This is a genomic window from Vibrio ziniensis, from assembly GCF_011064285.1.
Taxonomy (GTDB): Bacteria; Pseudomonadota; Gammaproteobacteria; order Enterobacterales; family Vibrionaceae; genus Vibrio; species Vibrio ziniensis.
Window position 1 is genome coordinate 2,296,944 of sequence record NZ_CP049331.1, and the last position, 12,898, is coordinate 2,309,841.

The window sequence follows — 12,898 nt, forward strand, 5'->3', positions numbered from 1 at the left end:
TACGCCTAAAACCACTCTAGTTAAAAAATGTGCTCAGATTAAGTATCGGTGCAACAGTGAGTAAGCATCAAACGCAAACACGCATAATTCGTCTATGATGCTCCGCAGAGCCTTCCTTGGCTCGGAAGATTTACTTATCATACCCAATCACTGAACCATATAATTTCCAGATTGGTATAAATCTACTTAGAAATAATCGCGAACCAATACTTCTGCAATTTGTACTGCGTTAGTTGCTGCGCCTTTACGTACGTTATCAGCAACAACCCATAGGTTAATACCGCTATGGTGACTGATGTCGTTACGGATACGACCAACCAGCACCTCATCAATACCGCCAGCATCGCGTACTTGAGTAGGAAAATCGTTGCCTTCAAACACACGAACGCCTTCGGTTTGTTTCAGCAGTTCAATAACTTGGCTTGCGTCAATCGGTGAACTGGTTTCAATGTGAACCGCTTCTGCATGACCGTAGAACACAGGTACACGAACACAGGTCGGGTTAACCATGATTGAAGGATCGTTGAAGATTTTTTGTGTTTCCCACACCATCTTCATCTCTTCTTTGGTGTAACCGTTATCCATAAACACATCGATTTGAGGAATACAGTTAAACGCAATTTGCTGACTAAAAGTATCATTTTCAGCGGGTATGCCATTCAACAATTTCGCCGTTTGACCAGCCAGTTCGTCAATACCAGCCTTACCTGCCCCAGAAACAGACTGATAAGTCGATACGTTGATACGTTCAATACCTACCGCATCGTAAATCGGCTTTAACGCCACCAGCATTTGAATGGTTGAACAGTTCGGGTTCGCAATGATATTGCGGTTACGGAACTCAGCAATCGCTTCTGGGTTCACTTCAGGCACAACTAGCGGTACATCGTAGTCGTAACGAAAATGTGATGTGTTATCGATAACCACAACACCCGCTTCAGCCGCAATAGGCGCCCATTTTGCAGATAAGTCACCACCTGCTGAGAAAAGAGCGATGTGTACTTGAGACCAATCGAAATTCTCTACGTTTTGAACTTCAATCGACTTACCGTTGAAACGGTAGGTCTTGCCTTCGCTACGCTCACTTGCCAACAAAAACAGTTCATCAACAGGAAACTTACGTTCCTTTAGAACTTCTAACATTGTTTCACCGACTGCGCCTGTTGCGCCGAAGATTGCTACATTAAATTGCTGGCTCATTGGTTACCTCAATTCTAAAACCTAATTTTTCAAGCGGTGCTAAGTTGGACTGTTCATCACCCACTAGCGTGATTGCGCTGTATTCGCGTCTGTCCCAATAATTCTTACGCATTAAATCAAACGCACCCGGTTGACTGATTTCACGACGAAACTGCGCATCGTCTTTTCTTACATCGTAGACGAGTTGAATCAAATTAAATAATGTTGCTTCGTCCCAAGCGCGTTCCAGTATCACTTTTGGCACTGGTGCAATTGGAAGCAAAGCTGAAGGATTTGCCCACGCGCTTGATTCAATGTACTCACAGTAACTATTGAAAATCATCGTTGTTCCGCGCGCTTTACCTTCCAAACCATAACCTGCGACGTGTGGTGTGGCGAATGCTAATAGCGGCAGCAGATCCATATCGACTGCAGGTTCAAATTCAAAGACATCCAGAGCTGCGATGAAGCCGTCTTGTTTTTGCAGACGCGCTTTCAATGCAGCGTTATCCACGATAGGACCACGAGCAGCATTGATCAGGATCTGGTCGCCCGTCAGGTTTTCTAGCACTTGTTTATTAATCAGATGATGCGTTGGCCATTCGCCGTCAGTGGTGATTGGCGTATGCAGTGTAATCACATCCGCTTTGGTTAGAAGCTCATCTAGTGGAGTAAACTCGCGCGTATCCCCTTCTGCTTGCTTAGGCGGATCGTTAAGTAAAACGTTAATCCCCATTCCCATTAAACATTCAGAAAGGTAAGTACCCACTTGCCCAGCACCGATAATACCAACGGTCTTTTCAAAAATAGAAAATCCATGTTGTTGCGACAATACCATCAGCACGCTAACTACGTATTCAGCAACGCCAACTTTGTTACAGCCCGGTGCAGCGGTAAAGAAAATACCACGCTGTTCAAGTAACGCTTGATCAACATGGTCCATACCTGCAGTCGCAGTACCAACAAAACGTAGTTTGTTTGCTTTGCCTAATAATGCTTCGTCAACTTTAGTCACGGAGCGGATCATTAACGCATCGACGTCTACTAAATCATCAGCCGTCAGTGTGCGGCCCGGTTTAAGAATTACTTCGCCTAATTGGCTGAACAACTCTTCAGCGTATGGCATGTTTTCATCGATTAAGATTTTCATTGCAGAATTTCGCCCGGAAATTAACCCCGAATAAAATCATTGGGGAGATGTTGACCTTGGTTAGCAGGCATTGTGCTAAAAAGAGCGTAAAGTGTCGAGGATAATAGACCTTGGGTTCCAAAATAAAAATACCCAGTGGCCATGATAGCCACTGGGCAATATCCAGAACAAAAGGATCTTGTCCCGCTCTCCATGGGACAAAGTCAGCGTCTGTTTGATTAGGCTAGCTAATCGGTTCTGGAAACCAACATACCAATCTAAGTAAGCATTGCCCAGATTGGTATTACCTTGCGGTAATCGGGTCTCTTAAGCTTCGTACTTCTTAATGACTAGAGTGGCGTTAGTACCACCGAATCCAAAGCTGTTTGACATAACGGTTGTCAGCTCTTGCTCACGCATTTCAGTAACGATATCTAGACCAGCAGCAGCTTCGTCTAGGTTATCAATGTTAATGCTTGGAGCAATGAAGCCGTGGTGAAGCATAAGCGTTGAGTAAATCGCTTCATGTACACCCGCAGCACCTAGAGCATGACCAGTCATTGCTTTAGTTGCAGAAATTGCAGGGCTGTTGCCACCAAACACTTCTTGGATAGCACCAAGTTCTTTCACATCACCTACAGGCGTTGAAGTACCGTGAGTATTCACGTAATCCACTTTGTCGATACCTTGCATTGCCATCTTCATACAACGCACAGCACCTTCGCCTGATGGAGCAACCATGTCGTAACCGTCAGAAGTCGCTCCGTAACCTACGATTTCACCGTAAATTTTCGCGCCACGAGCAAGTGCATGCTCAAGTTCTTCGATAACAACCATACCGCCGCCACCAGAGATAACAAAACCATCACGGTCTGCATCGTAAGTACGAGAAGCTTTGTCTGGAGTTTCATTGTATTTCGTTGATAGTGCGCCCATTGCATCGAACATCATAGTCAATGACCAATCTAACTCTTCACCACCACCTGCAAATACGATGTCTTGTTTGCCTAGTTGGATCAGTTCCATCGCGTGACCGATACAGTGTGCAGAGGTTGCACATGCAGAACTGATTGAGTAGTTCACGCCACGAATTTTAAATGGAGTTGCCAAACATGCAGAAACCGTTGAAGACATTGTACGAGGAACCATGTATGGACCAATACGCTTTACGCCTTTCTCACGTAGAGTATCTACCGCTATCACTTGGTTTAGTGATGATGCACCACCAGAACCTGCAACAATACCTGTACGATCATTAGAAACTTGTTCAGGAGCAAGTCCTGCATCAGCAATCGCTTGTTCCATTGACAGGTAAGCAAATGCAGCCGCATCACCCATAAAACGCATTTGTTTGCGGTCGATATGGTCAGCAGGGTTCATTTTCAAATTACCCCAAACTTGCGAACGAAGGCCTTGCTCTTTAAATTGCTCAGAACCAGTGATACCTGATTTGCCAGCTTTAAGAGACGATAAAACTTCTTCGACGTTGTTACCGATACTTGAAACAATACCCATACCGGTGATTACGACTCGTTTCATGTGACATTCCTATTATTCAATATTTCGCTAAATGATAACGAAGATGGACTTCAAAAGTGGTCAGCTTTCCCATAAATCCGTACAATCTCGACAATATTTCGCCGAATTTGAAAAATTTTTCCTATTATGACATCTATCACTAACGCACAACTTGGCTGGAATGATGCCGGAACTCCCGTTTCTGACCAGTTCGATGATGTTTATTTTTCCAACGTCAATGGACTGGAAGAAACTCGTTATGTTTTTCTAACACAAAATAATCTTCCCCAAAGATGGCACGATTATGACCAAAAGCGTTTTGTCATTGCCGAAACAGGATTCGGTACTGGATTAAACTTCCTCGCCGTTTGGCAGCTGTTTGAAAAGTTTAGACAGCAAAACCCTGATGCGAAACTCCAATCCTTACATTTCATCAGTTTTGAGAAATTTCCTCTGAGCAAAACGGATTTGATCAAAGCTCATGAGTCATGGCCAGAACTCACCCAATACGCACAGCAATTACATGAGTTCTACCCGATAGCGGTACCCGAATGTCACCGTATCGTGTTAGCAGATGGTTTGATCACACTGGATTTGTGGTTTGGCGACATAAAAGAATGCATGCCTAAAGTTCCTACCCTTGAGCATGGCTTGGTTGATACGTGGTTTTTAGATGGTTTCGCTCCAAGTAAAAACCCAGAGATGTGGAACCAAGAGCTGTTCAATGGCATGGAAAAACTGGCTAAACAAGATTGTACCTGCGCAACCTTTACGGCTGCAGGCTTCGTGCGCCGTGGTCTCATCGATGCTGGTTTTGATATGAAGAAAGTCAAAGGTTTTGGCACAAAGCGAGAAATGATAGCGGGTAAGCTGAAAGAGAAAGTGGCATACAGCAACATCAAACCTTGGTTTAATATCGAATCAACCGACAACCTGCACGACGTTGCTATCATCGGCGGTGGCATTGCTAGCGCGACTCTTGCTAAAACCTTGGTGGCAAGAGGTATTAACGTCTCAATCTATTGTAAAGATGAAGCGCCTGCAAATGGCGCATCTGGTAATCGACAAGGCGCAGTATATCCGCTGCTAAATGGCGAGCACTTCGGCGTATCACGCGTGTTTGCTCCAGCATTTCTGTTTGCCCGTCAGTTTATCGACCAAGCCGCGAAAACAATTTCTTTTGACCATAACTGGTGTGGCGTGACCCAATTAATGTGGGATGACAAATCGGCGAACAAATTAGACGCGATATTTGAAGCTGACTTTTCATCAGAGCTGGTTTGCAAGCAAGGCATTGAACAGACCAACCAGACTGTTGGATTACCCGTCGATGTTGAAAGTGTTTTCTACCCTTTAGGCGGTTGGCTGTCACCGGCTCAACTCACTCAAGGCTTGATGGATAACTTAGCGCACCAAGGCAAGCTCAATATTCACTATCGACACAAGATTGATGCACTTGAGTGGCAAAGCGAAGATAAGCAATGGCTACTGACTTGTGACGATAGCTTGTCAGGTGATAGCTGCTCAGAGGAAAGAAAGCTAAAACACCAAGCTGTAGTAATTGCTACCGGACATTTGTTTGATGCTTTTACTCAGACTCAATATGTACCACTTGGTAAAGTGAAAGGTCAGGTGAGCCATATCCCTACCAATAATGAACTTCAACAGCTAAACACTGTACTTTGTTATGACGGTTATATGACGCCATGTAACCCGAATAATAAGCATCACTGTATTGGCGCAAGCTACGACAGATCTCATTTAGATCAAGAGTTTGACCCACAAGCACAAATTGAGAACGCTCAGCGTTTGAAAAACTGTTTACCTGAACAAACATGGCCAGACAGTGTTGATGTGAGCGAAAACCAGTCACGTCAAGGAATTCGCTGCGTCAGCAGAGATCATCTACCGTTTGTCGGGAATGTTGGTAAATTTGAAACTATCACTGAGCAATACGCTGAACTTAGTATGCAGGACGAACACAACGCCCCTGCCGTTGCTCAATATCCACAGCTGTATTCGTTTATCGGCTTAGGCTCTCGTGGTTTAAGTTCAGCACCGCTAATGGCAGAATTGCTGGCATCTCAAATGAGTGGTGACCCATTGCCTCTACCTAATGATGTGCTGGAAACACTTCATCCAAGCAGAATGTGGGTAAGAAAGCTGCGTAAAGGCAAATCATTAACTGAAAAGTAATACCATTCTGGAAAGTTTCCTGATCAGTGAATGGGCGTCGATAAGCAAACCCTCCGAGCCATGAATGGCTCGGCGGAGCTTCAGGGACGAATGAATACGCGTTTGCGTTTGACGCCTATTTGCTGTTCGCCGAAGCTCAGTCTGATCATATTTTTATCTAGGATGGTATAATTCCCTTGCGTTCAGGATTTCGCCGGTTCTAAAACAACAAAGCCTCGCAATTGCGAGGCTTTTTAATGAATGCGCTATTTGAGATTAAGCTGCGATTTTTGCAACTGCATCTTTAAGTTGAGCCGCGACTGTTTCGTTTGTTACAACGCCAGCTGCTAGGTCAAAATTGTCGTAGAAGCTTGGTACTGAAACTGTTGCTTTCACGTTGCCACCAAAGTATGCCGCTGAGCCAGAAGCTGCTGCTAACACAGATGTCGCACCACCAGGACCAGGAGAAGTTGCTAGATAAACTGCTGGTTTGTTTTTAAATACTTCACGATCGATACGAGTCGCCCAGTCGAACAGGTTTTTATATGCTGCTGGGTAATGACCATTGTGCTCTGCGAAAGAGATAACAAAAGCATCTGCTTGTGCTAAATCACGTAAGAAGCCTAGCGCGCCTTCTGCTTGACCAATCTCTTTTTCAAGATCTTCGCTGTACATTGGTACGTGGTAGTTGTTGATATCTAACACTTGCACTTCAGCACCATCAATCAAATTTGCTGTATAAGTTGCCAATGCTTTGTTAATAGACGTTGAGCTAGTGCTTGCTCCGAATGCGATAACTTTCATGATGATAATCCTGCGTACTGTTTAGATGTAGCTAGATTAATATTTGAACACGCAATCAACAAGCAGAATAATTGCACGAGATCATTCAAAAATTTTGAACAAACCATAATACGAGCAGGATTTCATAAGCATTTAAAACAAAAAATAGCAGCGTAGCCGCTGCTATTTTTACTCTTTTACTTGCCTTTTATTGTTTACGCTTGGTTCGCTAACTCGTTCCATAAATCAGAAACAATGATGCGATCCGCCGGAGTTAACTCGGTGCGAGCATCTTCTAAGCTTTTCTCAATACGAACTTTTAGCTCAGCGATATCTTCAATACCGTCTTCTTCACACGCAGCAGCAGACAATGAGATATGTCCACGTAAATAGCCACCAGCAAATAATTCATCATCAGACGCCGTCGCAATACGTGCATCAATCAGCTCTAAAAGTTTTTCTTCAAATTCAATAATCATGTCTATGAATGCCTAGTTATCTGGTTTCTCACTGCCGTTTAATTGCGAGATTCTATTTAATCTCAAACTGTTCGGCAGTTAATTCTGGTGTCTGATAAAACGACTGTAGCGCTTGTGAAAGCATTTTCACTCGTTCAGGTAACCCATGTTGCAAAATACTCAACACTTCTTGATGAACTTTCGCCATGAATGCCAGACGGTCTGGTTCAAAATCGCCGCTAAGGTTGTCACAACTCACCGTAAAAGGAAACCCTGCACTGCGCGACAATATCCACTCGTAAGCTTGAGGACGGATCTCAACTTTCTCGAACTCCGCCTGAACTTGCTCTGAGCGGCCATCGGGATGATACCAGTAACCAAAATCTTCGAGCAAACGTCGCTTAGGACCCGCTACACACCAGTGCGCAATCTCATGCAGAGCAGAAGCATAGAAGCCTCGAGCGAAGATAATTCTATGGTGAGCCACCGTTTCATCTGCTGGTAAATAGATAGGCTCATCCCCGCCTAACTCCAGCTTGGTGTTAAACGACTTAAAAAAGGTCTGGTTAAAGATGTCGATCAAATCAGTGTATTGGTGAGACATAAGGGCAATGTGTAAATGAGTAAATGGGCAATGCTTAATAAATGGATAATATTAAATAAATGGATAGCGGATGCATTTTCGCGGCTTTTTGCCCTGAGGTAAAGTGTAGGAAATAGCGTATTAGTTTTATTTATCTGTAAAACTGATGTCAAAACGCCAAAAAGCGGTCGTATTCAGATAATTCTGATACTACACTGCGCACCTTTCTTAGCGCCCTCGCTCATCCAACATTCATTTATAGGTCTAAGACTATGCTCCTTAGCGTTTTGTATATTATCGGAATTACCGCAGAAGCCATGACAGGTGCACTCAGTGCTGGTCGAAAAAAAATGGATTGGTTTGGCGTCATGTTGGTATCAAGTGCAACTGCTATAGGTGGTGGCACAGTAAGAGATGTTCTTTTGGGACACTACCCACTAGGTTGGGTTAAAAACCCTGAGTTTTTAGTCATCACTTGCGTTGCAGGTGTGGTGACAACTGGTATTTATAAATGGGTAATCAAACTTAAAGGGCTTTTCATCCGCTTAGATGCGCTTGGCCTGATAGTGTTTAGCATCATAGGTACTAAAGTGGCGATGAGCATGGGTCTGCATGAAGTGATTTGTGTGGTTTCGGCTTTGGTCACAGGGGTTTTCGGCGGCCTATTGCGCGATCTTATCTGTCGTCAGCAACCACTGGTTTTGCATGATGAGTTGTATGCTTCTGTCGCCCTTGTCGCCTCGATACTCTATTTAGCATTATTAAAATTTGGGGTAAACGACGTCACCAGCACAATCATCACTTTGGTCGTTGGTTACGTGCTGCGTATGGCTGCGGTAAGGTTTAAATGGCATTTGCCTTCATTCCACCTTGAAGCCGAAAGCTCTATTCACTAATTCTTGATAACTCTATTCATTAGTTCTAAATAGCTTTCGAGCGTTAGTTGGAGACAAAAGAAAACGCCCTCAAATAAGGGCGTTTTTAATCCATAAAACGAAATTAGATATGTGGAGTTTCTGTTGTCACACCGTGGTTTTGGCCTCGATGACGTAACAGATGGTCCATCAACACAATCGCCAACATTGCTTCTGCGATAGGCACTGCACGAATGCCAACGCATGGATCATGACGACCTTTAGTAATCAGTTGCGTTGACTCACCAGTGCGGGTAATGGTATCACCCGGTACGGTAATGCTCGATGTTGGTTTAAGCGCAATGTTTGCAACAATATCTTGGCCAGTTGAAATACCACCTAAAATACCCCCAGCATGGTTGCTCCTGAAACCTTCAGGAGTAAGAGGATCGCGGTGCTCACTGCCACGTTGATTTACAACTTCAAAACCATCACCGATTTCAACACCTTTCACCGCGTTAATACTCATCAACGCATGCGCGATATCTGCGTCTAAACGGTCAAATACTGGCTCACCTAAGCCAACAGGAAGATTGGTAGCAACCACCTGTATTTTGGCACCGATAGAGTCGCCTTCTTTTTTCAGATCGCGAATAAGTTGGTCAAACGCATCTACCTTATCCACATCAGGACAGAAGAAAGCGTTATTTTCGATTTCATTCCAATCCACTTTATCAATCGAGATATCACCCATTTGTGATAAATAAGCGCGGATTTCAACGCCAAATTCTTGCTTCAGGTATTTCTTCGCAATACCACCGGCAGCGACACGCATTGCCGTTTCACGAGCCGATGAACGACCACCGCCACGATAATCGCGAATACCGTATTTCTGATGGTAGGTATAGTCGGCATGCCCTGGACGGAATTTATCTTTGATGTCTGAATAGTCTTTTGAACGTTGATCGGTGTTTTCAATCAGTAATCCGATAGACGTACCTGTGGTTTTACCTTCAAAAACCCCAGAAAGAATTTTCACTTCATCCGGTTCACGACGTGCAGTGGTATAACGCGATGTGCCCGGGCGACGACGGTCTAAATCGATTTGTAAATCCGCCTCGCTAATTTCTAGTCCCGGAGGACATCCGTCTACGATACATCCTAGTGCGATACCGTGACTTTCTCCGAATGTGGTTACTCGGAAATGTTGTCCGATACTGTTTCCTGCCATTACTTCCTCAAATTAGTATGGTGAAAGTGGGAACGTGCCACTTCCAACATACTGATAGCTATTCTTCGTAGATTCATAGTGGCTTTATTACGTTTTGATGTAAAGCCCTTAACCGCATCAATTTGGACAAAAACTATCTGTCTGAAATGAAAACGCCGACACTAAGGTCGGCGCTTTGCGAGTGTTCGAAATTAATCGATATAAAGAGCGAAGTCTTGCGCACAATCTAGCAATTGCTGACGCGTGAGCATGAACACACCATGACCGCCATTTTCAAATTCCAACCACGTAAATGGAATGTGTGGGTACTGTTCCATCATATGAATCATGGAGTTACCTACTTCACAGATCAGGATACCATCTTCGGACAAGTAGCGTGGGGCATTCGCAAGAATACGGCGTGCCAGTTTCAAGCCATCAGTACCAGCAGCAAGACCTAAAGCTGGTTCATGCTTGAACTCCTCAGGCAAGCTGTCCATATCTTCCTGATCCACATATGGCGGGTTAGTCACGATAATGTCGTATTGAAATTCTGGTAAATCACGGAACAGATCAGAACGAATTGGAAACACTTGTTGCTCCAGACCATGATCTTGGATATTTTGTTCCGCTACCGCTAATGCATCAGTCGAAATATCAATTGCATCGACTTCCGCTTCAGGGAATGCATACGCGCAGGCAATCGCAATACAACCACTACCGGTACACAGATCCATAATGCGAGTTGGTTCTTCAACTAACCAAGGTGAGAATTGTGCTTGAATCAGTTCACCAATTGGCGAGCGAGGAACAAGTACACGTTCATCAACGAAAAACTCTAAACCACAGAACCACGCTTTATTGGTTAAATAAGCCGTTGGAGTGCGATCTTTAATACGTTTAATCACTCGTTCTACTACACGTAAACGCTCGCTAGACGTTAGACGAGAATTCAAAGCATGAGGAGGCACGTCGATGGGTAGATAAAGAGTTGGCAGCACAAGTTGCACCGCTTCATCCCACGCATTGTCCGTTCCATGACCATAAAATAAATTTGCGGCATTAAAACGGCTAACCGTCCAACGAATCATGTCCTGAAGAGTGTGAAGTTCCGAAACGGCCTCTTCTACAAAAATCTTATCCAAAATTGCCTCCGAAAAGCGCTACAATACTGCAAATATCGATTAATTAGAGATTATCCAAACCTAATGAGCAAAAAAGACACCGATTTCAACGACAATGATTATTTAGACGCTGACGACGATTTTGCAATGTTTCGCGATGCAGTAAAGGGCGTAAAAAAGTTAACGCAGGATACCATAGTCCAGCAGCCAAACAGAAATGCTAAACAAAAAGAAATCATCAAAGGTTTACGTGAAGCAAGCGACAGCAACTTTTATTTCTCTGACGAATTTGTACCTCTACTCAGCGAAGAAGGTCCAACCCGCTATGCTCGTGACGATGTATCTAAATTTGAAGTGAAAAAACTGCGTCGTGGTGTCTATATTCCGGATGTGTTCTTAGATATGCATGGTATGACTCAACAGGAAGCCAAACGTGAGCTAGGGGCGATGATTGCTTACTGCGTAAAAGAAAATGTTCACACCGCTTGTGTACAACACGGTATTGGTAAACATATTCTGAAGCAAAAAGTGCCACTATGGTTAGCACAACACCCAGACGTGATGGCATTTCACCAAGCACCATTAGAGTTCGGTGGCGATGGTGCATTGCTGGTACTGATTTCTATTCCAGAAAAATAAGCCTTTATTATCTCGTCATCCCAGAAAACGCATAGCATTTATCTGGGATTGAGAGCAACAAGACTTCATTCTGATATGATGGAATGAAGTCGCTTAGGTTCAATAACGCATATCTGGTGGAATCGGCATCTTGTCTTCTTGAAGAATCGGACGCTGACCACCTTTACGGCGATATTGCTTAAGTTGAAAGATATATGCCAGAACTTGAGCAACCGCTACGAACAAGCCGTCTGGAATTTCCTGTTCTAGCTCTGTAGTATGGTAAAGCGCACGAGCCAAGGGCGGTGCAGGCACAATCATGATGTTATGCTCTCGCGCCACTTCTCGAATTTTCAGTGCCATATGATCAACACCTTTGGCTATCACGACAGGCGCTCTATCGGTATTTTGCTTGTATCTCAGTGCGACAGAGAAGTGATCCGGGTTGGTAATGATAACGTCGGCTTGCGGTACGTCTGCCATCATTCGACGCTGAGCAGCCTCACGTTGCAGCATCCGAATACGACCTTTAACCTCAGGTTTACCTTCCGTATCTTTGTACTCATCTTTCACTTCTTGTTTGGTCATTTTCAGCTGATTCGCGTGTTGCCAAATCTGGAAAGGAATATCAATGGCGACAACCACCAGCAATGAACAGCTAATCAACAGAACGAAGTTAAGCAAGATATCTAAGGCATGAAAAATGTTCTGTGGGAAGACATCCAAACTAAGTTGAAACAAATCATGCTTTGATTGATTAATCAAAGCAAATGCGACCCCTGCGACTAAGGAGACCTTCAATATTGATTTGATTAGCTCAACCCAGCTTTGCAAACCAAACATTCGCTTTAAACCGCTTAATGGATTCAATTTCGAAAATTTAGGCATCGCAGCTTCCATCGAGAAGTTCAAACCACCGACCCCCGCGGCACCAATGAAAGCTGCGATAAAGAGGGTTATCAGAACCAGCAAAAGTGGAAGAAGTAGATTAACCAAAGCAGATGAGGCGATATCAAACAGTTTTCCGAGATCGAAAATTTCCTCTCGGCTCAAACTAAACAGACGTCTCATGGAGGCAAATAGCCCACCTGCTAACGCATCTCCGAACCACATCAGAGATACAGCGCCAACAACTAATACGGATACAGAAGCCAGCTCCTTCGAACGCGCAACCTGGCCTTTTTCTCGGGCCTGTTGCAACCTTCGGGGCGTGGCTTCTTCGGTCCTTTCTTGACCGTCTGATTCTGCCAACTCAGCCTCCTACAGC

At 44.2% G+C, this 12,898-nt stretch carries 12 protein-coding genes; 3 read left to right on the forward strand and 9 right to left on the reverse strand.

What is annotated here, in order from left to right; genetic code table 11:
• Positions 1 to 186 precede the first annotated feature (186 nt).
• The 3 genes from G5S32_RS10495 to fabB all read right to left on the reverse strand — a co-directional run bounded on the left by G5S32_RS10495 (position 187) and on the right by fabB (position 3,847).
• Positions 187 to 1,200 carry an aspartate-semialdehyde dehydrogenase gene (locus tag G5S32_RS10495; RefSeq protein ID WP_165311969.1) on the reverse strand — a complete coding sequence of 338 codons (1,014 nt, stop codon included), beginning with the start codon at positions 1,198 to 1,200 and terminating at the stop codon, positions 187 to 189.
• Positions 1,184 to 2,329, reverse strand: coding sequence for a 4-phosphoerythronate dehydrogenase (locus G5S32_RS10500; RefSeq protein WP_165311970.1), 1,146 nt, complete (start codon positions 2,327 to 2,329; stop codon positions 1,184 to 1,186). Before G5S32_RS10500 ends, G5S32_RS10495 begins: the two co-directional genes overlap by 17 nt.
• 306 nt (positions 2,330 to 2,635) lie before the next feature.
• Positions 2,636 to 3,847 (reverse strand): beta-ketoacyl-ACP synthase I, encoded by a 1,212-nt coding sequence (gene fabB, locus G5S32_RS10505; RefSeq protein ID WP_165311971.1) that lies wholly within the window; start codon positions 3,845 to 3,847, stop codon positions 2,636 to 2,638.
• A gap of 126 nt (positions 3,848 to 3,973) precedes the next feature.
• On the opposite strand from fabB, the gene mnmC reads away from it, so the two are divergent.
• Entirely contained in the window at positions 3,974 to 6,022 is a 2,049-nt protein-coding gene (gene mnmC, locus G5S32_RS10510; RefSeq protein ID WP_165311972.1) for a bifunctional tRNA (5-methylaminomethyl-2-thiouridine)(34)-methyltransferase MnmC2/FAD-dependent 5-carboxymethylaminomethyl-2-thiouridine(34) oxidoreductase MnmC1, read from the forward strand.
• 255 nt (positions 6,023 to 6,277) lie between these two features.
• On the opposite strand, the gene G5S32_RS10515 is transcribed toward mnmC, so the two are convergent.
• From G5S32_RS10515 to G5S32_RS10525, 3 genes are all read right to left on the reverse strand, one after another.
• The gene (locus G5S32_RS10515) at positions 6,278 to 6,805 is read right to left on the reverse strand and encodes an NADPH-dependent FMN reductase (protein ID WP_165311973.1); all 528 of its coding nucleotides are present in this window, start codon (positions 6,803 to 6,805) and stop codon (positions 6,278 to 6,280) included.
• A 194-nt stretch (positions 6,806 to 6,999) separates the two neighbouring features.
• Positions 7,000 to 7,263, reverse strand: a complete 264-nt coding sequence (locus G5S32_RS10520; RefSeq protein WP_165311974.1) for a YfcL family protein — start codon at positions 7,261 to 7,263, stop codon at positions 7,000 to 7,002.
• Positions 7,264 to 7,315: 52 nt separating this feature from the next.
• A complete protein-coding gene (locus tag G5S32_RS10525; protein WP_165311975.1) occupies positions 7,316 to 7,846 on the reverse strand; it encodes an elongation factor P hydroxylase in 531 nt (176 codons plus the stop codon).
• Positions 7,847 to 8,097: 251 nt separating this feature from the next.
• Between G5S32_RS10525 and G5S32_RS10530 the strand changes: the two genes are divergently transcribed.
• Positions 8,098 to 8,721 (forward strand): trimeric intracellular cation channel family protein, encoded by a 624-nt coding sequence (locus tag G5S32_RS10530; protein ID WP_165311976.1) that lies wholly within the window; start codon positions 8,098 to 8,100, stop codon positions 8,719 to 8,721.
• A 103-nt stretch (positions 8,722 to 8,824) separates the two neighbouring features.
• On the opposite strand, the gene aroC is transcribed toward G5S32_RS10530, so the two are convergent.
• Both aroC and prmB read right to left on the reverse strand, forming a co-directional pair.
• On the reverse strand, positions 8,825 to 9,910 hold the full coding sequence (gene aroC, locus G5S32_RS10535; protein ID WP_165311977.1) for a chorismate synthase: 1,086 nt from the start codon (positions 9,908 to 9,910) through the stop codon (positions 8,825 to 8,827).
• A gap of 191 nt (positions 9,911 to 10,101) precedes the next feature.
• Positions 10,102 to 11,034 (reverse strand): 50S ribosomal protein L3 N(5)-glutamine methyltransferase, encoded by a 933-nt coding sequence (gene prmB / locus G5S32_RS10540; protein ID WP_165311978.1) that lies wholly within the window; start codon positions 11,032 to 11,034, stop codon positions 10,102 to 10,104.
• Positions 11,035 to 11,097: 63 nt separating this feature from the next.
• Between prmB and smrB the strand changes: the two genes are divergently transcribed.
• A complete protein-coding gene (gene smrB, locus G5S32_RS10545) occupies positions 11,098 to 11,652 on the forward strand; it encodes an endonuclease SmrB (RefSeq protein WP_165311979.1) in 555 nt (184 codons plus the stop codon).
• A gap of 99 nt (positions 11,653 to 11,751) precedes the next feature.
• Here smrB and flhB read toward each other — a convergent pair whose 3' ends face one another.
• Positions 11,752 to 12,882, reverse strand: a complete 1,131-nt coding sequence (gene flhB, locus G5S32_RS10550; RefSeq protein WP_165311980.1) for a flagellar biosynthesis protein FlhB — start codon at positions 12,880 to 12,882, stop codon at positions 11,752 to 11,754.
• Positions 12,883 to 12,898 lie beyond the last annotated feature (16 nt).

Bases quoted from the DNA above. Each gene is read 5' to 3' on its own strand.
- G5S32_RS10495 (WP_165311969.1), bottom strand. From the start codon at position 1,200: ATGAGCCAGCAATTTAATGTAGCAATCTTCGGCGCAACAGGCGCAGTC.
- G5S32_RS10500 (WP_165311970.1), bottom strand. From the start codon at position 2,329: ATGAAAATCTTAATCGATGAAAACATGCCATACGCTGAAGAGTTGTTC.
- fabB (WP_165311971.1), bottom strand. From the start codon at position 3,847: ATGAAACGAGTCGTAATCACCGGTATGGGTATTGTTTCAAGTATCGGT.
- mnmC (WP_165311972.1), top strand. From the start codon at position 3,974: ATGACATCTATCACTAACGCACAACTTGGCTGGAATGATGCCGGAACT.
- G5S32_RS10515 (WP_165311973.1), bottom strand. From the start codon at position 6,805: ATGAAAGTTATCGCATTCGGAGCAAGCACTAGCTCAACGTCTATTAAC.
- G5S32_RS10520 (WP_165311974.1), bottom strand. From the start codon at position 7,263: ATGATTATTGAATTTGAAGAAAAACTTTTAGAGCTGATTGATGCACGT.
- G5S32_RS10525 (WP_165311975.1), bottom strand. From the start codon at position 7,846: ATGTCTCACCAATACACTGATTTGATCGACATCTTTAACCAGACCTTT.
- G5S32_RS10530 (WP_165311976.1), top strand. From the start codon at position 8,098: ATGCTCCTTAGCGTTTTGTATATTATCGGAATTACCGCAGAAGCCATG.
- aroC (WP_165311977.1), bottom strand. From the start codon at position 9,910: ATGGCAGGAAACAGTATCGGACAACATTTCCGAGTAACCACATTCGGA.
- smrB (WP_165311979.1), top strand. From the start codon at position 11,098: ATGAGCAAAAAAGACACCGATTTCAACGACAATGATTATTTAGACGCT.